This window comes from Chitinibacter sp. GC72, from assembly GCF_009760905.1.
Lineage (GTDB): Bacteria > Pseudomonadota > Gammaproteobacteria > Burkholderiales > Chitinibacteraceae > Chitinibacter.
Window position 1 is genome coordinate 23,405 of the sequence record NZ_VIRW01000001.1, and the last position, 19,567, is coordinate 42,971.

The 19,567-nt window shown below is 55.2% G+C and carries 21 protein-coding genes; 11 read left to right on the forward strand and 10 right to left on the reverse strand.

The window, feature by feature from the left end:
• Positions 1-220 precede the first annotated feature (220 nt).
• From FLS37_RS00110 to FLS37_RS00120, 3 genes are read right to left on the reverse strand one after another with little or no spacing between them, the layout of a single operon-like run.
• Positions 221-655 carry a hypothetical protein gene (locus tag FLS37_RS00110; RefSeq protein WP_157313899.1) on the reverse strand — a complete coding sequence of 145 codons (435 nt, stop codon included), beginning with the start codon at positions 653-655 and terminating at the stop codon, positions 221-223.
• A gap of 40 nt (positions 656-695) precedes the next feature.
• Positions 696-1,433, reverse strand: coding sequence for an LrgB family protein (locus FLS37_RS00115; protein WP_157313900.1), 738 nt, complete (start codon positions 1,431-1,433; stop codon positions 696-698).
• On the reverse strand, positions 1,430-1,801 hold the full coding sequence (locus FLS37_RS00120; protein ID WP_157313901.1) for a CidA/LrgA family protein: 372 nt from the start codon (positions 1,799-1,801) through the stop codon (positions 1,430-1,432). The genes FLS37_RS00115 and FLS37_RS00120 overlap by 4 nt, the downstream gene beginning before the upstream one ends.
• Before the next feature lie 156 nt (positions 1,802-1,957).
• On the opposite strand from FLS37_RS00120, the gene FLS37_RS00125 reads away from it, so the two are divergent.
• Positions 1,958-2,161: a hypothetical protein gene (locus tag FLS37_RS00125; RefSeq protein WP_157313902.1), complete on the forward strand. Its 204-nt coding sequence runs from the start codon at positions 1,958-1,960 to the stop codon at positions 2,159-2,161.
• Positions 2,162-2,224: 63 nt separating this feature from the next.
• Here FLS37_RS00125 and murI read toward each other — a convergent pair whose 3' ends face one another.
• Both murI and FLS37_RS00135 read right to left on the reverse strand, forming a co-directional pair.
• Entirely contained in the window at positions 2,225-3,058 is an 834-nt protein-coding gene (murI, locus tag FLS37_RS00130; RefSeq protein WP_157313903.1) for a glutamate racemase, read from the reverse strand.
• A gap of 112 nt (positions 3,059-3,170) precedes the next feature.
• Positions 3,171-4,820 (reverse strand): SulP family inorganic anion transporter, encoded by a 1,650-nt coding sequence (locus tag FLS37_RS00135; RefSeq protein WP_157313904.1) that lies wholly within the window; start codon positions 4,818-4,820, stop codon positions 3,171-3,173.
• Positions 4,821-4,900: 80 nt separating this feature from the next.
• Here FLS37_RS00135 and FLS37_RS00140 point away from each other — a divergent pair, with 80 nt between their 5' ends.
• A complete protein-coding gene (locus FLS37_RS00140) occupies positions 4,901-5,719 on the forward strand; it encodes a fused MFS/spermidine synthase (protein WP_157313905.1) in 819 nt (272 codons plus the stop codon).
• A 13-nt stretch (positions 5,720-5,732) separates the two neighbouring features.
• Positions 5,733-6,524 carry an alpha/beta hydrolase gene (locus FLS37_RS00145; RefSeq protein WP_157313906.1) on the forward strand — a complete coding sequence of 264 codons (792 nt, stop codon included), beginning with the start codon at positions 5,733-5,735 and terminating at the stop codon, positions 6,522-6,524.
• Between the two features lie 57 nt (positions 6,525-6,581).
• On the opposite strand, the gene pxpA is transcribed toward FLS37_RS00145, so the two are convergent.
• From pxpA to pxpB, 3 genes are all read right to left on the reverse strand, one after another.
• Positions 6,582-7,346 carry a 5-oxoprolinase subunit PxpA gene (pxpA, locus tag FLS37_RS00150; protein ID WP_157313907.1) on the reverse strand — a complete coding sequence of 255 codons (765 nt, stop codon included), beginning with the start codon at positions 7,344-7,346 and terminating at the stop codon, positions 6,582-6,584.
• A gap of 93 nt (positions 7,347-7,439) precedes the next feature.
• The gene (locus tag FLS37_RS00155) at positions 7,440-8,402 is read right to left on the reverse strand and encodes a biotin-dependent carboxyltransferase family protein (protein ID WP_157313908.1); all 963 of its coding nucleotides are present in this window, start codon (positions 8,400-8,402) and stop codon (positions 7,440-7,442) included.
• The gene (gene pxpB, locus FLS37_RS00160) at positions 8,399-9,049 is read right to left on the reverse strand and encodes a 5-oxoprolinase subunit PxpB (RefSeq protein WP_157313909.1); all 651 of its coding nucleotides are present in this window, start codon (positions 9,047-9,049) and stop codon (positions 8,399-8,401) included. The genes FLS37_RS00155 and pxpB overlap by 4 nt, the downstream gene beginning before the upstream one ends.
• Positions 9,050-9,139: 90 nt before the next feature.
• On the opposite strand from pxpB, the gene FLS37_RS00165 reads away from it, so the two are divergent.
• From FLS37_RS00165 to FLS37_RS00175, 3 genes are all read left to right on the forward strand, one after another.
• Positions 9,140-10,420 (forward strand): HD-GYP domain-containing protein, encoded by a 1,281-nt coding sequence (locus FLS37_RS00165; protein WP_157313910.1) that lies wholly within the window; start codon positions 9,140-9,142, stop codon positions 10,418-10,420.
• A 2-nt stretch (positions 10,421-10,422) separates the two neighbouring features.
• Positions 10,423-12,297: a PAS domain-containing hybrid sensor histidine kinase/response regulator gene (locus FLS37_RS00170; protein WP_157313911.1), complete on the forward strand. Its 1,875-nt coding sequence runs from the start codon at positions 10,423-10,425 to the stop codon at positions 12,295-12,297.
• A 579-nt stretch (positions 12,298-12,876) separates the two neighbouring features.
• Positions 12,877-13,368: a hypothetical protein gene (locus FLS37_RS00175; RefSeq protein ID WP_157313912.1), complete on the forward strand. Its 492-nt coding sequence runs from the start codon at positions 12,877-12,879 to the stop codon at positions 13,366-13,368.
• An 89-nt stretch (positions 13,369-13,457) separates the two neighbouring features.
• Here FLS37_RS00175 and queG read toward each other — a convergent pair whose 3' ends face one another.
• Positions 13,458-14,549, reverse strand: a complete 1,092-nt coding sequence (queG, locus tag FLS37_RS00180; RefSeq protein WP_157313913.1) for a tRNA epoxyqueuosine(34) reductase QueG — start codon at positions 14,547-14,549, stop codon at positions 13,458-13,460.
• Between the two features lie 34 nt (positions 14,550-14,583).
• On the opposite strand from queG, the gene tsaE reads away from it, so the two are divergent.
• The 4 genes from tsaE to FLS37_RS00200 all read left to right on the forward strand — a co-directional run bounded on the left by tsaE (position 14,584) and on the right by FLS37_RS00200 (position 18,063).
• Positions 14,584-15,066 (forward strand): tRNA (adenosine(37)-N6)-threonylcarbamoyltransferase complex ATPase subunit type 1 TsaE, encoded by a 483-nt coding sequence (gene tsaE, locus FLS37_RS00185; protein WP_157313914.1) that lies wholly within the window; start codon positions 14,584-14,586, stop codon positions 15,064-15,066.
• Positions 15,033-16,403, forward strand: a complete 1,371-nt coding sequence (locus FLS37_RS00190) for an N-acetylmuramoyl-L-alanine amidase (protein ID WP_304487295.1) — start codon at positions 15,033-15,035, stop codon at positions 16,401-16,403. Before tsaE ends, FLS37_RS00190 begins: the two co-directional genes overlap by 34 nt.
• 255 nt (positions 16,404-16,658) lie before the next feature.
• Positions 16,659-17,462, forward strand: a complete 804-nt coding sequence (locus tag FLS37_RS00195; RefSeq protein WP_157313915.1) for a Cof-type HAD-IIB family hydrolase — start codon at positions 16,659-16,661, stop codon at positions 17,460-17,462.
• Between the two features lie 100 nt (positions 17,463-17,562).
• The gene (locus FLS37_RS00200; protein WP_232522451.1) at positions 17,563-18,063 is read left to right on the forward strand and encodes a glutathione peroxidase; all 501 of its coding nucleotides are present in this window, start codon (positions 17,563-17,565) and stop codon (positions 18,061-18,063) included.
• Positions 18,064-18,126: 63 nt separating this feature from the next.
• Here FLS37_RS00200 and FLS37_RS00205 read toward each other — a convergent pair whose 3' ends face one another.
• Positions 18,127-18,777, reverse strand: coding sequence for a carbonic anhydrase (locus FLS37_RS00205; protein WP_157313917.1), 651 nt, complete (start codon positions 18,775-18,777; stop codon positions 18,127-18,129).
• 212 nt (positions 18,778-18,989) lie between these two features.
• On the opposite strand from FLS37_RS00205, the gene FLS37_RS00210 reads away from it, so the two are divergent.
• Positions 18,990-19,550 carry a cytochrome b gene (locus FLS37_RS00210; protein ID WP_157313918.1) on the forward strand — a complete coding sequence of 187 codons (561 nt, stop codon included), beginning with the start codon at positions 18,990-18,992 and terminating at the stop codon, positions 19,548-19,550.
• Positions 19,551-19,567 lie beyond the last annotated feature (17 nt).

A 19,567-nucleotide genomic window follows, 5' to 3' on the forward strand; every position in this document is an offset into this window, starting at 1 on the left:
TCGACCAAAGCGATCACGCCAGACGCAACGCCGAAGATCAGTACAAACCGTACTGCAAGGCGAAGTCACTCAGCGTGGAAACTTTTGCTTTACTACTTATGACAGATCACCAGCATCAATTTGGCAGTACGCAGCAGGCACAGCCTGCCGATGCGCAATGCCACCGGATCAAGTGCCGGACACGGTGTTGGAATCAGGAGAAAAATCGATCACGCGCCACTCAGGCGCGTATTTTGGGCGGGTCTTCCAGCGGGGGAACCGTGATGCCTGCAAGAGCAGCCACGGGCATGCCAACGAGTACAGCATTGAGTGGCAATGGGGAAACAAACAGTGCATTGATCAGCATGGAGCCGGGTATCGCCTGACAGGCTTTGATGCAATCGGCTTGTGGGGCTGGCTCGTGCGTATGCGCACTGACTTTGCCAAACAAGCCGTGATGCAGATGCTGCTCGGTCAGCTCTTTGACTGGCGCAGCGTGATGCGAAGCGCTGGCCGCCGGAATATTGTCTGCGTGATGCTGGGCGTGCTCCGCCTGAACCGCTTGAAAAGAGGCAGACTGAACCGCGGCGATTTTGGCGTGTGCAGGCATCTGCGCCAGCACGGTATTCACCGGCAGCACCATAGCCATCACGCATAAAAAGAAAAATCGCAGCATTGTCATTGGCTTGCGCAGCAATCCACAGTGAATTTCGAGATTAGAAAATATAAAACCAGGCGCTGAGCACCAGCGATAGGATCAGCGATGTTAACACGCCATTCAGGCCCATCGCCAAACCGGCGAATGCACCTGTGGTCTCGGACATCTGCAAGGCGCGAGAAGTTCCCACACCGTGCGCAGCAATCCCCAGCGCAAAGCCCTGCGCAATTTCGCTATCAATACGCAACAAGCGAAACAAGGGCGCGGCCAGTACCGCACCGCAAATGCCAGTGAGAATTACAAGGCCGGCAGCCAGCGATACATTGCCGCCAGCATGCTGGGCCAGCGCCATGGCAATCGGCGTGGTAACCGATTTCGGCGCGACCGAAATCAGGCTTTGCACCGACAAGCCCAACAGCTGACCCACTAGCAAAGCCGACAGCATCCCCACCAGCGAGCCGATCAACAAGGCAATCAGCAAGGGCCAGATCAGCTCGCGGATGCGCTGCAGATTGGCATACAGCGGAATCGCCAGCGCCACGGTAGCCGGCCCCAACAATAAATGGATGGGATACACCCCGGCAAAATAATAGGCATACGGCACACCGGTGATGAACAGCACGGCAATCAGCAGCACCACACTGGTTAGAACCGGGTGCAAAATGGCTTGCGGCACCGGATAAGGGCTGGCCCAGCGGTGCAGCGCATCGCAAACGGCAAAGACGGCAAAGGTGAGCGCCAGCCAGATCGCCGGAATCGCGCTCAATTGCTGCCAGATCTGCGGCCAGCTGCTCATGGCAGCTCGTCCTGGTAAGGTGCAGCATCGCGCTTGCGCCTGAGCAGATATTGCAAGACCAGCGCCGTGACGCTCATGGTGATCACGGTTGAAATCAGCAGCGTGAGCAATAGCGCCCAGCCCTGGTGGCTGATCTGGGCACTCAGCGTCATCAGACCAACGCCAACCGGAATAAACAGCAAAGCCAGATAACGCAGCAGAGCGCTGGAGAAATCCACCACTCGTCGATCAAACCCGCGCCTGAAAAAGGCAAATAAAGTCAGCAACAGCATACCAATTACTGGCCCCGGAATCGCGCCAAGCAATAAGCGGTTGACGGCCTCACCAGCAAAAAGCGCAATAAATATCACTGTGATGCCGTATAGCATACTGTCTACCTTTATCCGATCAGAGGTATTTTTCTAATACCAAACAAATACTTACAAAGAAACCAGTTATCGGCAACAGCTTCACAACAGACAATCGCTGGCTTAATTTGGCATCAGTGTGGCTGCAAGTCGGCCCGGTTTAAAAAGGAACAGATCATGCACAAACCCAACTTTGGCTCGACCCCGTATGACTGGCTGAATGAATTACCAGACCGCGAACTGGAAGCACTGGAAATCGGCCTGCGCGAACTGATTGCCCGCCAGCCCAGCGCATTTTCGGTGTTCAAGGCGCACTCAATGCGCGAAGCTGTTGAATGCATTTTATTTGACCGCCAGCAAGCCAGACGCTACGTCGCTTAAGCTTTATTGTACGCCAGCCCGATTTTTTAATCGGGCTTTGGTATTTTTGGCACTGCCTGCAGTTTATAACTGGGTCAGTTCAATTTTACCTAGGCTGCGCCCCAGAAAGCGCTCGCCAATGGTCTGAAATTTCACCGGCAAATCGGTCACCACAAAGCGATATTCGGGCATGGTGTGCGCCGGATTGGCCAGACCGCTGCTTTGCAAGATTTCGGCCGTTTGATCGGCAATCGACAAGGCCGAGTCAACCAGCTGCATGCGGTTACCGCACACATCGAGTAGCAATGGTTTGATCAGCGGGTAATGCGTGCAGCCCAGCACCAGCGTATCAATTAACTCAACAAACACCGGTTTGAGGTATTCCTGCGCAGTTAAGCGCGTTACCGCGTGATCGAGCCAGCCTTCCTCTACCAGCGGCACAAACAGCGGACAGGCCTGTGAGTAGACGCGTGTCGCCGGGTTGAGCTGATGGATTGCGCGCGCGTAGGCATTCGAATTAACCGTCGTTGGCGTGCCAATTACGCCGATGCCGCCCGTTTTGGTATGCGCCACGGCATTTTTCGCGCCCGCCTCGATGACATCAAGCACCGGCACTTTGGCACTGGCGCGCACCTTATCGGCCGCCACCGCCGCCATCGTATTGCAGGCAATAATCAGCATTTTGACGTCTTGTTGCTGCAAAAAATCGGCAATTTGCTGCGTGTAATGCTCAATCGTCGCCACCGACTTCACGCCATACGGCACGCGCGCGGTATCGCCAAAATAAATGATGTTTTCAAACGGCAATCTATCCATCAAAGCGCGAACGACAGTCAAACCACCAACGCCCGAATCAAAAACCCCAATCGGGTGCGAAGGCAAAGACGTTTGAGAAATATGGGAAGCGGAAGAAGACATACGCGCAATCGGCTTAGCAGAAAAGCGCGATTCTACCTTGCACACCGCGCCGCTGATAGGGCGCGGTGGCGACAAAGTGACGGGTCAATTAAAAATAAGGCCTTTGTTTCAATCATTGTTGACACAGCGCATCGGCGCGGCTGATTGCAGCGGCAAAAGTGAGCTGCAGATTTTCGGTTTTCAGCGTTTTCACCACGCCAGAGCGAGTAAGTTTTGCCTGCACAGCACTATTGGCTTCACACAGCATCACCACTACACCACGCTTTTGCAGACTAGCAATCACTTCATCCAAGGTCTGCAGACCGGTCATATCCATAAACGGTACGCGATGCAGGCGGATAATCAGCACTTTCGGGTCGGTGTGTGTGTCGTGGAGTACGCGCTGGAAGTTTTCGACTGCGCCAAAGAAAAATGGCCCTTCAATCACATACACCAGCACACCTTTCGGTAATTCAACCATGCCTTGGCTGAGCAGATCCATTGCCAGCTCTTTTTCATCTTGCGGCCCGACCTCGACCGACATCGACATGCGGCGCAGGAAATGCATCGTCGCCAGAATCACGCCAATATTCACCGCTACGACCAAATCGGCAAACACCGTCAGCACAATGGTAATCAGCAACACGGCCACATCGGCGCGCGGCGCGTGCGTGGCCATGTGCCAGAAATGCTTCAGCTCGCTCATATTCCACGCCACAACAAACAAAATCGCCGCCAATACCGCCAGCGGAATGCTTGCCGCCAGCGGCGCCAGAAACAATAAAATCAGCAACAGCACCAGCGAGTGCACCACCGAGGCCAGCGGGCTGGTGCCGCCGTTGCGGATATTGGTGGCGGTGCGGGCAATCGCCCCGGTGGCCGCAAAGCCGCCAAACAGCGGAATGACCATATTGGCCAAGCCCTGCCCGATCAGCTCCTGATTCGAGTCGTGCCGCGTGCCCGCCATGCCATCGGCCACTACCGCAGACAAGAGCGATTCAATCGCGCCGAGCATCGCAATCGTGAACGCCGGGCCAATTAGCTCAATCACCCGCGCCATCGTAATGTCGGGCCAGGCAAAGCTGGGCAAGCCTTGCGGAATACCGCCAAAGGCCGAGCCAATGGTCGCCACTCCCGCAAATTGGCCAAAATATTGAATCAGCGTCACCACCAGCATCGCCACCAAGGGGCCGGGCAGTTTATTTAGGTACGGTACTTTGGGCGTGATCAACAGCAGACTGAGCCCCAAGGCCGCCAGCGCCGTGGTGGCCAGATGCAAACTCGGCAGGCTATGCAGCATTAACCACAGTTTTTCGTGAAAATGCGTCGCACTCGGGCTAGGAATACCGAAAAATGCCGGCCATTGGCCAGTCCAGATAATCACGCCAATGCCAGCGGTAAAGCCGACGATCACCGGCGCGGGGATAAACTTGATCACGCCGCCGAGCTTGGCGAGCCCCATCAGCAGCAAAATCACCCCAGCCATCATCGTGGCGATTTCCAGCCCGACAATCCCGTGCTGCGCGGTAATCGCCGCCAAAATGACAATAAACGCGCCGGTGGGCCCGGCGATTTGCAATCGGCTACCGCCGCACAAACCCACCACAATACCCGCGATCAGCGCGGTATAAATCCCCTGCTCGGGCTTGGCGCCGCTGGCAATCGCAAACGCCATCGCCAAGGGCAGCGCCACCACGCCCACCACCACGCCGGCAATTAAATTGGGTAAGATGTGCTGACGGCTAAATAATCCTGCCCGCTTCGCTTCAATAGCTGCGATCATAAGTCCGGCTTTTTGCGAGTCTGCAATCAGCTCAGTTTAGACCTCCTCACTGATTACACTTTGATCAAACTAGGGTTTTTGTGACTTCAAGCTCCACCAATTTCTTTAGCGACAGCTTTGCCGCGCTGCTGCGCGAAACCGAATCGGGCAAGCCCTTTGTCTACGATGAGGGCGACGAAGTCTCGCTGATGTTTGATCTGGCCACGGTGCAAAGCCGGATGAAGCGCGCCAAGCCCAATGATTTAATCCTGGGGTATACGCGTGCAATGCTTGGTAGTGTTCTGACACAGGAATATACCCAGCAGATTGGCATGATAGGCATGGGTGGCGGATCACTGGCCAAGTATTGCCACCACTATTTGCCAGACAGCCAGATCAGCGTGGCCGAGATTGACCAGCGCGTGATCGATCTGGGCCATCATTTCCAGATTCCATTTGATAGCCCGCGCCTGCGCGTGCATTGCGCCGATGGCGCCGATTGGCTTAAAACCAGCACCCAAGCTTTTGATGTGCTGATGATCGACGCCTACGGCCCGCAAGGCATGCCCGACAATATCGCCAGCAATGCGTTTTTTGATCTGTGCCGCACCCGGCTTAGCCCGCAAGGCATACTGGTCGTTAATCTGTGGGGCAGTGATAAGCGTTTCGAGAGCTATTACCAGCGCATCCGCAGCATTTTCGACGATGCGGCGCTGGCCATTGGTGCCGACGGCTGCGCCAACCGGATTGTGTATGGCTTTAATGACTCGCGCCTGCCCGCACAAAAAACCTTGCAGCACTATTGCCGCCAGCGCGCCGATCAGCACAGTATTGATCTGATGAGTCTGGGTCAGCGCCTGTCGCGCGCGCTGCGCGCCACCGATGGGCTTGAGCCCATCAGCCCCAAACACCCGAAATAACTGGAAAACCGCCATGCCCCTGCAACTTGAGTTGCAACACGTCCCCGCAGTACAGCCCGGCAACCGCCCCCCTATATTATTACTGCACGGCGCATTTGCCGGCGCGTGGTGCTGGCAGCAAGTGCAGCAGGATCTGGCCGCAGCCGGCTGGGAAAGCTACGCGCTCAGCCTGCGCGGCCACGGCAAGAGCGAAGGCGCGCTCATGCTCGCCAGCGCCACGCTGAACGATTATCTGGCTGACGTTGAGCAAGCGCTCGGCCAGATCGGCCAGCCGTGCATTGTGATCGGGCATTCCTTGGGCGGCTATCTGGCGCAACAAATCGCCGAGCGGCAAATCGTGGCAGGCCTGGCGCTAATCGCCAGCATTCCGCCGTATGGCTTATCGGGCTCGCTCAGCTATATGTCGGCGCTACACCCCAATTTGCTGATGGGGCTACAAAGCTTTGCGCTTGGCCACACCAGCAAACCCGAATCAGCGCTGCTGCAGCACCTGCTGTTCGCCAAAAACACGCCGATGAGCATGGTTGATGATTTCGCCCAGCACGCACAGCTCGAATCAATGACCGCGCTGTCCGAGCTATGGATGCCGCAGTGGTGGAAAAACCTGCCCCGTTTCCCCAAATTTCCTGTACTGGTATTGGGCGCAGGGGACGACAGCATCATTCCGTTTAGCGATGTGCAAATCACCGCGCAAGCCTGGGGCGTCACCCCGATCATGCTGGCCGAAGCCGGCCACGCCATGATGTGCGACCGCACCCAGCCACAGCTAAGCGCCGCCTTGCTGGGCTGGCTGGCTAGAATCTAGTAACGAGGGTATTGAGCCACAATCTTTATAGTTATTAGCTTAACTGACAATACCCCATCAATCATCATCAGGGATTACTTCATCCAAAGCCGGATCGCCGACAATCGCGTCGCGCGGATCTTCAAAGGCGCTGATGCGAATGCCAGCATTTTGCAGTGCGGTGCGGATGGCTTGCGCTTGGGCGATGGCGGCGGGGTTGTCGCCGTGCAGGCAGAGCGAGTCAACCCGCTGGCTGAGCGCCAGAGCTTGCACCACCACGTCGTCGATCTGCTTAAGCACGGCGCCTGGCTGATCGCGCGGCATTAGGCTGCCGTCGCTCAGATAGGCGCGATCGGCAAAGCCTTCTTCGATCACTTGCAGCCCGGCATTGCGCCCGGCTTTGACTAGCTCGCTGCCAGCCAGCCCCATCAAGGCCAGATCGGGGTCGATTTCGCGGATCAGCTGGGCGATTTGCTGCGCCAGCACCGGATCTCGCGCGGCGTCGTTGTACAGTGCGCCGTGTGGCTTGACGTAGGCGACCGAGATGCCCTCTTCGATGCTCACCGCTTTGATCGCCCACAATTGCGCGGTGAGGCTGAACACCAGCTGGCTGGGGGTGAGCGTCATGCTTTTGCGGCCAAAACCCTCGCGATCCGGGTAGCTGGGGTGCGCGCCGATGCGCACGCCATAGCGATGCGCCAGCCGCACAGTGGCGCGGATGCTATCCACATCGCCCGCGTGGCCGCCACAGGCAATATTGGCCGAGCTGATCAGCGGCATCAGCTGCGCATCAAAGGGGTAGCCCTCGCCTAGGTCGGCGTTTAAATCGAGATGAGTTTTCATAAGCGGATCAGCAGCAAATAGAGGGTGACGGCGGTTGCGCGAGACAGTACACCACGTCAGGCGCGGCGGCGCAATCTGCTGACCCGCACTGCGCTAGCGACTTTGCCGGGCAATCATCGCCTCGATGCGCTGCAGCCAGGCTTGTTGCTGCGCCAGTGCGGCCAGCGCGGCGGGCTGATCGATTTGCTGCAAATAAACGGCATCGCCCGCGCGTAGCTGGCCCAGTCGCCATAAATCAGCCTGGATAATTTGTGCAATCACTGGATAGCCGCCCGTCACCTGGGCGTCGCTTAGCAGGATCATCGGCTGGCCGCCATGCGGCAATTGCACGGTACCGGCCAGCACGGCGTGCGAGGCCATTTCGATGGGTATTTCCATCTGAAGCAATCCACCATTGAGCTTCAGAGCCATACGGTTACTCTGTATATCAATTTTCCAGCTTTGCTGGGTCAATCTTTTTTGCCCTTCGCTGCCCAACTGCGCCCATTGCGGCCCGGCGATAAAGCGCAGCAGATTGCCGCGCTCGGGCATGGCGATGGCAATGGCAGGCCGGGATTGATCACGCCACCCGGCACAAAGCTGATCACCTTTTTGCAAGGCACGCCCGGCCAAACCGCCCAAAGCAGCCGCCAGCAAGGTGGAGCGGCTTCCCCATAGCTCAGGGACATCAATCCCGCCCGGCAAAGACAGATAGCTGCGTGCGCCCTGCTGCGGCGAGCCCAGACTGAGCACCTGCCCTTTTACGCCGCGATACACCGCATTGGGCAACAGGCGTCGGCCATCGAGCCGGGCCTCGCAATCAGCACCAGAGAGTGCAAACGAGCTGGTGTGCGCAAACTGGGCACGAAAGCCACCCAGCGTGATTTCCAATGCAGCCGCATCGTGTGGATTTCCCAGCAGCAGATTGGCCACTTGCAGCGCTAAAGCATCTGCAGCGCCACCGACGGGCAAGCCCCAGCTGGCGCCTTGCGGCCGCCCCAGATCTTGTACCGTGCTTTGCAGGCCAGCTTTTTCAACCCGCAAAATCAAGGGCGGCGCTGATTTCATCTTCGTCATACCCGCTCCTGCGGCACAAAGCGCACTCTGTCACCCGCCTGCAAGCGGCAAGGCGGATTGGCGCGGCAATCAAACAAAGCCAGCCCGGTGCGGCCGATCAGTTGCCAGCCACCAGGGCTTTCGCATGGATAAATGCCAGTTTGCGCGCCACCAATGCCGACTGATCCAGCAGGGACACGCACGCGAGGCTCGGCGCGCCGGGGCGTGGCCAGGTTGGCGGGCAATCCGGCCAGATAGGGAAAGCCGGGCAGAAAACCGATGCACAGCACTTCGTACACCGCGCTGCTGTGCGCCTCGATCAATTGCGATACCGACATGGCACAGTGCGCGGCCACGTCGGCCAGATCGGGCCCGGCTTCGCCGCCGTAGCACACGCCAATCTGGTGCTGCGTTGATGCAACATCGTCCCGCGTCTGTGCGCTGTGCTCCCACTGCTGTTGTAACCACGCCAATACCTCATCGGCCGATTGCTGCAGCGGATTAAATCTCACAGTCAGATTACCCACGCCCAGAATCAGCTGATAGCCGCGCTCTGCAACGCCCTGCGCCTGCTGGCGGGCAATGGCAATCAGCCGGGCTTGCTCACCGGCTCCGGCCTGTAAAACCAGCGCTGTTTCACCCAGCGGATAGATCATTAATGGCGACATGGTGTTCACTATTTATGCAATATTTATTCACAGCAAAGGAGAGAAAATGCGTCATACTAAAAGCCGATTTCATCCGTTCCAGATTGCGTAATGACTCAAGAAGACTCCGCATTGTTTATCACCCCGGATCAATTGCAAATCGGATTATTCATCCATCTGGATTTGCACTGGATGGATCACCCCTTCCCGTTTGGCAGTTTCAAGCTTAAATCTGACGAGCAGATTAATACGCTAAAAAAAATGGGGCTCAAGCAAATCCGCTATGTGCCCGAAAAAAGCGATTGCCAGCCTGCCACGATTGTCGATGCCGAACCAGTGCAGTGCAGCGAAGCAGCCGAACCGGCGCCACCTGATCCGGCGATTGTCGCTGAGCTGGCGGTCAAACGACTGCGCCAGGCCGAGCAGGAGCGGCGCAAGGCGCAACTGGCCGAATGCACCAAGGCCTTTAGCCAGGCGGCCAATACCGTGCGCAAGCTCAACAAGGAAATCCACAGCAACCCGCGCGAAACCATCGCCGCCGCCGAGCAACTGCTGGGCACCATGCTCGATTCGCTGCTCAGCAATAATGACATCGCCATTCACCTGATGAATGAAAAATCCATGGGCGATGATTTGTATTTCCACTCGCTCAATACCACCGTGCTGGCCATGCTGCTGGCGCGTGAAATGAAGCTTGAGCGGGCGCAAATCGAACACCTGGGCATGGCCACGCTGATGCACGATATTGGCAAGGTGGAAGTCCCCGATAAAATCCTGCTGAAAACCGAAGCTCTCAACCGCGCAGAGCGCAGCCTGTACGAGCAGCATTGCCAATGGGGCGTTGATGCCGCCAAGCGCGCTGGCCTGCCGCCGGAAGTGCTGCGCATTATCGGCCAGCACCACGAATTATGCGACGGCAGCGGCTACCCACGGCAGCTCAAGCTGGACGATATTGACCCGCTGGCGCGCATTCTGGCCATCGTCAACGCCTATGACAACTATTGCAACAAGATCAATCCGGCCGATTCGCTGACACCGCACGAAGGGCTGTCGATGATGTTTTCGCACCAGAAAGCCAAATTTGCCCCAGTGCCGATGAATATCCTGATCCGTAGCTTGGGCGTGTATCCACCCGGCACGCTGGTTCAGCTCTCCAATGAGCATTTTGGCCTGGTTGTTGCCGTGAACGCATCCCGCCCGCTAAAACCGCAGGTGCTGGTGCATGATCCGGCGCTGGTTCGCGAGGAAGCCATGGTGCTGGATCTGGAACGCTATCCGGAGCTCAATATCAGCAAGGCGCTCAAAGCCAGCCAGCTGCCACGCCCCGTGCTGGCCTACCTGAACCCGCGCAAGCGCATGACCTACTATTTCAGCCCCAGCGAGGCCAATTGAATATGCTAGAGCACTCCCTGCTCAGTGATTACTGCTCCACAGCCATTCTGGTGGTCAGAGCCAGCGATGAACGGATTATTGCCGCCAACCCGGCCTGCGAAACACTATTGGGCTATCAGCGCGAACAATTGCTAACGATGACCATCTCGGCCATCGAAGTCGGCCTGCAGGATGTGTTTTTCTGGGAAGACGTGCGCCAATCCGGCGCGCAGGAAATCTTGCAGGTCGAGGGCGAATACCTGCATTTGAACGGGCAATTTTTGCACGTCAGCAAAAGCATCCGGGTGGTAGAACAAGACGGCGAAACGCTGTATGTCATCTCGGCTTGCGATATTAGCGCCAGCAAAAGGCTGGAAGAAGAAAGCGCCCGCACCAGCTCGCTGCTGGCCGCCACGCTGGAATCGACCATCGACGGCATTCTGGTGACCGATCTGGCTGGCAATGTCATCAATTTCAACCACCGACTGACGCAGATCTGCCCCTGGCAGCGACAAGGCGAAACCAGTTTTCATGCCCTGCTAGCACAGTTGATAAATTTACTGCTGGAAAAGCAGCGCTTTGAGCGTTGGGTAGAGCGGCTCTATCGCGACCCCTACCTAGAAGAACAACAAACCTTTCAACTGAGCGACGGGCGCGCGTTTGAAATCAATAGCGGCCCACAGCAATACCGCGATGGGCCGATTGGTCGGCTGTTCTGTTTTCACGATATTTCAGCGCTCAAAGCCACTGAAGCTGAATTACGCATCGCCCGCGATCAGGCACAACAGGCCAACAAGGCCAAATCCGATTTTCTGGCGCATATGAGCCACGAGCTGCGCACGCCGCTGAACGCTATTCTGGGCTTTGCTCAGGTGATCGAAGCCGATACGCAGAACGAGCACCAGGTTCTGGGCGGGTATATTCATCGAGCCGGGCAACATTTGCTGGAGCTGATCAACGAGGTACTTGATCTGGCCAGTATCGAAGCGGGCAAGCTGGCACTCAGGCTGGAAGGCACCTCGGTCGAGCGCTGCATTCACGAGGTGGTCGAGCTCACACAAGTACTGGCCAGAGACAAAGGCATTACGCTCTCGATCGACCCAATACCGGCCGATTGCTATGTGCTGGCTGACGTACGCCGCTTGCGGCAGATGTTGCTCAATCTAATTTCCAACGCCATCAAATACAATCGCCCGGCTGGCACGGTGCAGGTCTCGGTGGGACAGGGCGAGCATGAACATTGGCAAATCAGGGTGCGCGATAGCGGCGTGGGCATTTCGGCGGCCGATCAGGCGCAATTATTCAGCGCATTTAGCCGCGTTGGCAAAGCACAGACCCAGATCGAAGGTACCGGCATAGGCCTGGCGTTTACGCAAAAACTGGCTCAGCTGATGCAGGGCAAAATCGGCCTGAGCAGCGAGCCCGATGTCGGCAGCTGCTTCTGGATCGAATTGCCGATGAGCCAGGCCCCGGATCAGGCCCCGGCGCTACTACCATTCACCATTGACGAGCACAGCCGCACTATTTTATATGTTGAAGATGATTTGCTATCGCAAAAGCTGATGCAGAATATTCTGGCCAAGCAAAGACCGACTTATCAGCTGTTTCTGGCCAGCAGCGGCGAGGAAGGCATTGCGCTGGCGCGGCATGTCGACCCCGACCTGATTTTGCTCGATCAGCAATTACCCGATGCCACCGGCGCCGAGATATTCAAGCAATTGCAGCAGCACTCGCGCACCCGTTCAACACCATGCATTGCGCTATCGGGCAACACCATGCCAGAGCAAATCAGCGAAGCCCTGCGCAGCGGTTTTAGCGCCTATCTGGGCAAACCCATCCAGATCAGCCAGGCACTGCTGACAATCGACCAGCTCATTTCCACCAAGCGGCCACGGTAAGCGGGTGTGAGGTGTGAGGTGTGAGGTGTGAGGTGTGAGGTGTGAGGTGTGAGGTGTGAGGTGTGAGCTAGCAATTATTGCGCTCAATCTCAAACATTAATAGGTATTTTTCTATAGCCTTTATCTGGATTGACCTATAGAGCAATACCCCTAGCAACTCAGCCCTACTCGCTCCTCACACACCCTGCATTGGGCAAAGCCCATGTCACGGCCATCACCCTCTCCGTCGCAGTCACTCTCTCCTTCTGTAACGCAGAGTAAGCTGTTCCGGGATTGAGCAGGCTCTTGAAAGCCTTTTTCTTCCCACATTTTTTAATCCCCTTAAAAGTCAGAGCGCTACATTTTACCTTTGAGCTAAATGCCCACATTCACCTGCCCATTCATCCAGAAATTCAATGTTAAGGCCTAGAGATGAACACGCAGGCAAAGCGGGCAGAAAGCCTTTGCCGCTGTGGGTCTGAGGCCACCGTCTGCTTTTTAATAATGCATCCCACTTTCAACTACGATATTATTTTCAATCAAAGAAAGAATTAAGAACAGATATTGAAATAAATAACCAGCTTTAGCGAAGGGAAATAAATGAAAAATATTGATTTTGAGACCATGAATGAATGGATCAACCAACAAGGTGGCCTCATTCAAAAAGAAGCTTTTTTTGAAGAGGAAGATGCTTTTGAAGAAGAAGGTGCTCAGTTTTATCAAGGCAATCTGAGTGTAGATACGCTCAGCGTATCGCCTTGCGTCGTGATCGACGGGAATCTGGAAGTGGCTGACGAAATCACTTGGGATTTCGATGTCGGCCTACTCGTGGTCAAAGGTGATCTCCGCTGCAAAACATTCGATTTTGCGCTTAACGCAGTGATTTCAGGTAATTTGTACGCCAGTGAAATCAATATTGGTTCAGACTGCGACTACCAGCTGTCCGTCGGTGGTGATGTGTATGCCACATCAATTATCGAAAATGGGCACAGTATCGAGATTCATGGGCAAGCTTTTTGCTCTGAAATCGTCTCCAAGCTCAATCATCTTTCCATTGGAGGCAAGGTGATATCGCGTAATACATCGGCATAGATCAAGCACGAAAAACAGGGGTATTGCCCTACAGAGCTTTCCACAAGAGAGCTACAGAGCAATACCCATGCACACTAAACCGGCTTCTATTAAGTTTGTTCATTCCCCACATACCCTGCATTGCTCAAAGCCCATTCCACATGCTCGCGCACCAGCTCGCTCGCATCATGACGCCGGGCAAGCAAGGCGCTGGCAATCGCCGCGCTGGGGTTGGCATTGCCCAAACCGATCGCCAGATTGCTCAGCCATTTGGCGTAGCCGATGCGGTAAATCGGGCTGCCGGCCATTTTCTGCGTAAAATCGGCCTCGCTCCAGGCGAATAATTCCAGCAAGCTCACGTCATCCAGACCATGCCGAATCGCAAAATCGGTCTCCGGGCTGTGCGCGGCAAAGCGATTCCACGGGCAAACGAGCTGGCAATCGTCGCAGCCATACACGCGATTGCCGATGGCGGCACGAAACTCGACCGGAATCGCCCCTTTCAATTCAATCGTCAGATAAGAAATACAGCGGCGCGCATCGACCTGATACGGCGCCACAATCGCTTGCGTCGGGCAGGCCTCGATACAGGCGGTGCATTTACCACAGTGCTCTTTGGGCAGCGGCGGATCAGCGGGCAGTGGCAGATCGGTAAACAGCTCGCCCAGAAAATAGAACGAGCCAAATTCGCGATTAAGTAATAAAGAATGTTTCCCGCGCCAGCCCAGCCCGGCCTGCTTGGCGATTTCTACCTCCAGCACCGGCGCGGAATCGACAAACACCCGATGGCCGTACTCGCCAGCAACAGCGCTGATTTTGTCTGCCAGCTGCTGCAGACGCTGGCGCAAAACTTTGTGATAATCTCGCCCCAGCGCGTAGCGCGATATATACGCCTTGGATGTATCGGCCAGAACAGCATCTGGCGCTTGCCCTGCAGCCAGATACGGCATAAAAATAGTGATTACCGACACCGTGCCCGGTACTAATTCCGCAGGACGGGCGCGTTTTAACCCATGCCTTGCCATATAATCCATCTCGCCGTGGAACCCCTTGGCCAGCCACGCGCTCAAACCGGCTTCGGCGTGACTCAGATCAATGCCGCTGATGGCAGCGCGGGCAAAACCAAGCTCTTGCGCCCAGCTTTTGATCGACTGCGCCAGCTGCTGATAATCGGGGGTGGATTGGGCACCGGTGTGGTTCATGAGTTTAACTTTTTAACAGCGGATGATTGCGTAAATGCAAGCCAATGATAACGCTTTTTCAGTTTTTCTAAGCGACGAAGACGCCACCATTGCCTTTGGCGCGCAATTGGCGCACGCGATTTCACCGGGAATGACAGTATTTCTGGATGGCAATCTGGGCGCAGGCAAAACCACGCTCACGCGTGGCGTTTTGCGCGGTCTGGGCTTTACAGGCCGGGTCAAAAGCCCCACCTATACGCTGGTTGAACCTTATGCTGTTTCTAGCTTATACTTTTATCACTTTGATTTATATCGGTTTAATGACCCTGAAGAATGGGAAGACGCAGGGTTTCGCGACTACTTCAATAGCGAATCGGTTTGCTTGATCGAATGGGCCGACAAAGCCGCAGGCCAATTGACAGCGCCCGACTGGCTGATTGAATTGGCCCCCGAGAACGAAGGTCGCCGCCTGCGACTGAATGCAATCACTCCATTAGGTTTGGCATGTCTGAACACCCTGAAATCACAAGCAATCTAAACCACGCCGGCCAGCCCATGCTGGAGCGGCGCGACGTACTGCGTGGACTTGCCGCCACGCTATTGCTGTCGGTCGCACCGGTCGGCCTGGCGGCCGCCAGCGCCAGCGTCGTGGCGGTTCGCGTCTGGCCTGCCAACGCCTACACCCGTGTCACTATCGAATCGAGCGCCCCGCTCACCTTCAAGCAGTTTCTGCTCAAAGACCCTGAGCGGCTGGTGGTTGATCTCGAAGGCGTTGACCTGAATAACGAATTGCAAAGTCTGGCCGGCAAAGTTGGCGAAGACGATCCTTATATCAAATTGCTGCGCGCAGGCCGCAACAAGCCAGGCGTGGTGCGGCTGGTGCTGGATCTGAAAACCGTCGTCAAACCGCAGGTCTTTACATTGCCACCGGTGGCCGAATATAAAAACCGTCTGGTGATTGATCTTTACCCTGCAGTGCAAAATGACGAATTGCTCGCTTTTCTGAACGACAATACACAGCTCAAAATGGACGCCGTGCCGCCGCCATTGCCGGCTGACAAAAATGCCAGCCAGGCCAGCAGTAGCAACAAAGCCAGCGAGCCGGCCAAACTGGCCGACAAAAAACCGGTTGAAAGCGTCGATCGCAACAAACTTAAGGTCGACCGGCTAATCACAGTGGTGCTCGATCCGGGCCACGGCGGCGAAGACCCCGGCGCCGTGGGGCCAAGCGGCACGCATGAAAAAGCCGTGGTATTGCAGATTGCCAAACGCTTGCGCGATCTGCTGCAAAGCGAGCCCAATTTCCGCGTCGTGATGACGCGTGACGCCGACTTCTTTGTGCCTCTGGGCGTGCGCGTGCGCAAAGCGCGTGCGGTGCAGGCTGATTTATTTGTCTCCATCCATGCCGATGCATTTGTTCGCCCGGATGCCAACGGTAGCTCGGTGTTTGCCCTCTCCGAAGGTGGTGCATCCAGTACGGCAGCGCGCTGGCTGGCACAAACACAAAATGATGCCGATCTGATTGGCGGCGTGAAAGTCAAAGGCGGCGAAGATTTGCGCAAAACCCTGCTTGATTTGACTACTACGGCCACAATCAACGACAGCCTGAAATTGGGCAAGGCCATGCTGGGCGAGCTGGGCGGCATCAACCGTCTGCACAAACCGCATGTCGAGCAAGCCAGCTTTGCGGTTTTAAAAGCACCAGACATCCCCTCGGTTCTGGTGGAAACCGCGTTTATTTCCAACCCGGCTGAAGAACAGAAACTGATCAACGAAGAATATCAGCAGAAAATGGCGCAAGCGCTGTTTAAAGGTATTAAACGCTACTTCGCCAAAAACCCACCGCTAGCGCGCACGCGCATGGCGCAAAATTAAAGCCTGTGGGCGCCTAGCTTACCTTCAAACTAGCCATCAAGTGCTTACGGACTTTTCGATCAATCACGCTCTGGATTGAGCCACAAAGTCGAGACTAATCTTCGTCTTGTCATAACGAGGAATCAGCACAAATGTGATCGGCAGAGCAAACGTCAACAGAACCTAGGGTATAACCCCATTGGCACTATTACGCAGGCACCGCTCGTCAGCTCTGGCGTAGAATATTCTCACTCACCACGCTGGAGCCCTGATTACATGCACACGATGATCGTTACCGACCTTGATGGCACCCTGCTCGACTCTGAACACAAAGTTGACCCTTACACAGCCGAAACATTCCAGATTCTGGCTGCCAATAGCATCAATATCACCATCGCCACCGGCCGCCACTTTCTTGATGTCAAAGGCATTCGCAGTGTGCTGGGGGTTGCCGCTCACCTGATTACCTCCAACGGTGCGCGCGTGCATGCGCCTGATGATCAGGAAATTTATGCGGAAAATATCGATCCGGCACTGGCACGCACGCTGATGCAGCCTGAGTTTTCTGGCGAAACGCTGCTCAATGCCTACGTGGATGAAGGCTGGCTGGTTGAGCGAGAATGCCCCGAACTGATTGGGGTGTATTACAAGGACTCCGGCTTTGGCTATCAGGTTTGCGATTTGAAAAATCACAGTGGCGAAGGCATGGCCAAGATTTTATACATTGGCGAACATAACACGCTGACGGCGATCGAGGCCAAAATTCTGGCTCAGTACCGCGATCAGGTTTATATCACCTTTTCCGCCCATGATTGCCTGGAAGTGATGGCGCCCACCGTGTCCAAAGGCCACGCCTTGCAAGCTGTGCTGGCGCGGCTTGATTCAGATAAAGCGCACTGCATCGCTTTTGGCGATGGACAGAACGATATTGAAATGCTCGGCGTTGCCGGTCAGGCTTTCGTGATGGCCAATGCCAGTGAGAAACTCAAAGCGGCTCACCCTGATTTACCAGTGATCGGCAGCAATGAAAATCATGGCGTGGCCACCCAATTGCGCAGCATGTTCAAGGAACTGTTTTAAGCAATTGATGTCCCACTGCAACTATTCCCAATCAAACCGGGAAACAACCTTTTGCTGGAGTTCCACCATGCGGCTAGCAATACTTATCGGAGGTATATTCATGAGCGGATTGGCCAATGCTGCCTGCAGCCCGATACTCCAGCATCAGTTTAAAACTTTGCAAGGCCAGCCTTTTGATTTATGCCAGTACGCGGGCAAACCGATTCTGGTGGTCAACACCGCCAGCAAATGCGGTTTTACCAAGCAGTTTGCCAAGCTGGAGAAAATGTACGATCAGTACAAAGGGCGTGGCCTGCTGGTGATTGGTTTTCCGTCCAATGATTTCAAACAGGAGCTGGAAACCAATGCCGAAATAGGCGAGTTTTGCAAACTTACCTATATGGTTGAATTTCCAATGATGGAAAAAACCAGCGTCACCGGCAAAAGTGCCAATCCCTTTTATCAGCAATTGATCAAGGCGTCGGACACCAGCCCGAAATGGAATTTCTACAAATACCTGATTGCGCCCGATGGCAAAACAGTCACCGCGTACAGCTCGATGACCGAACCGGATCACAAAGACATCATCGCCAAAATCGAAGGCTGGTTGCCCAAAAAGTGAACCAGACGTCAACAAAAAAGCCCGTCAAACCTGACGGGCTTTTTTCTAGGCATAAAACCTGACTTACTTGCTGGCAATCGCCGTGACCAAAGGGCGGAAGCGGTTGATGCTTTGGTCAAAGTCATACAAAGCGCCCTGCTGGATGTCGAAATACCAGCCAATCAGGCTTAGTTTACCGGCCTCAACGCGCTCGGCAATAAAGGGGAAACTCATCAGATTATCGAGCGAGACAATAATCGCGGCCATTTCGCAGGCGCGAATCTGGCGCTCTTCGTCTTTGTGCGACAACTCGCGACGCACCTGCTCGCGGGCATTTTCTGCAATCCGGACCCAGCGGCCCACAAAATTGGCTTCGGTTTTGGATTCGGGGTTTTGCATCAGCGCGCGAATACCGCCGCAAGCCGAATGGCCCAGCACGATGATTTTGCTGACTTCCAGATGCACTGCGGCATACTCGATGGCCGAAGAGACCCCGTGAAAAGCGCCATCCGTTTCATAAGGTGGCACCAGATTGGCCACATTGCGCACCACAAACAGATCACCCGGGTCGCAATCCATCAGCAGGGCCGGATCTACGCGTGAGTCGGAACAACCAATCAATAAAGTTTTCGGGTTTTGTCCTTGCTTGAGTTCTTCGAACAAAGAGCTGTGTTCGCCAAAATACTTATGCTGGAAACGGCGAAACCCACCGATGAACTTTTCAATGTCTTCCATCTCTCCTCCTGATCCCTCAAAGTTTGCCGCGCAATTCTACTGGTTTTCCAGCCCGCATGCGCAGGCAAATCACCACACCCCTCTGATCTGGCGCAAAAGATGGCGCACATTCAAATTTTTTGAATAGTCAATACAAGTATTTTTGCTATCAATAGGAAGTGTCGCCCTTTAATATCCAACTCAGATTCAGAATTACTGAATAAGGAACTCTTATGAAATCAACTCAACCAAGCAACTACAATGCGCTGCAGATTGGCCTGCACTGGCTCACGGCCCTGTTGATTCTGGCAGCATTTATTCTGGTCTGGAGTTTTGATAACACGCCGCTGGCGCCCGCAACATTCAAACTGAAACTGCAACTGATCGCCTGGCACAAATGGGCCGGCATCACGGTCTTGATGCTATTTGCGCTGCGCATGGCTTACAAATTAGTCCGTGGCACGCCAGCAATTGACCCCAATCTGCCCGCGTTGCAACGCAAAATGGCGCTGGGCGTGCATCACCTGCTCTACCTGCTGATGCTGGCTTTACCGCTGGTGGGTTGGCTGCTGACATCAGCCAAAGGCTATCCAGTGATGCTGTACGGCATCTGGCAAATGCCCGATCTGATTAGCCCGAATGAAGAGATGGCGCACACGCTGAAAGAAATACATGAATGGCTAGCCAATGGCCTGATGCTCTGTATTGCACTTCACGTTGCCGGGGCATTGAAACACTATTTCATCGACAAGGATGGTACGCTGGCACGCATGCTACCTTTCTTGAAACGATAACTTAACTGACTGGAGAA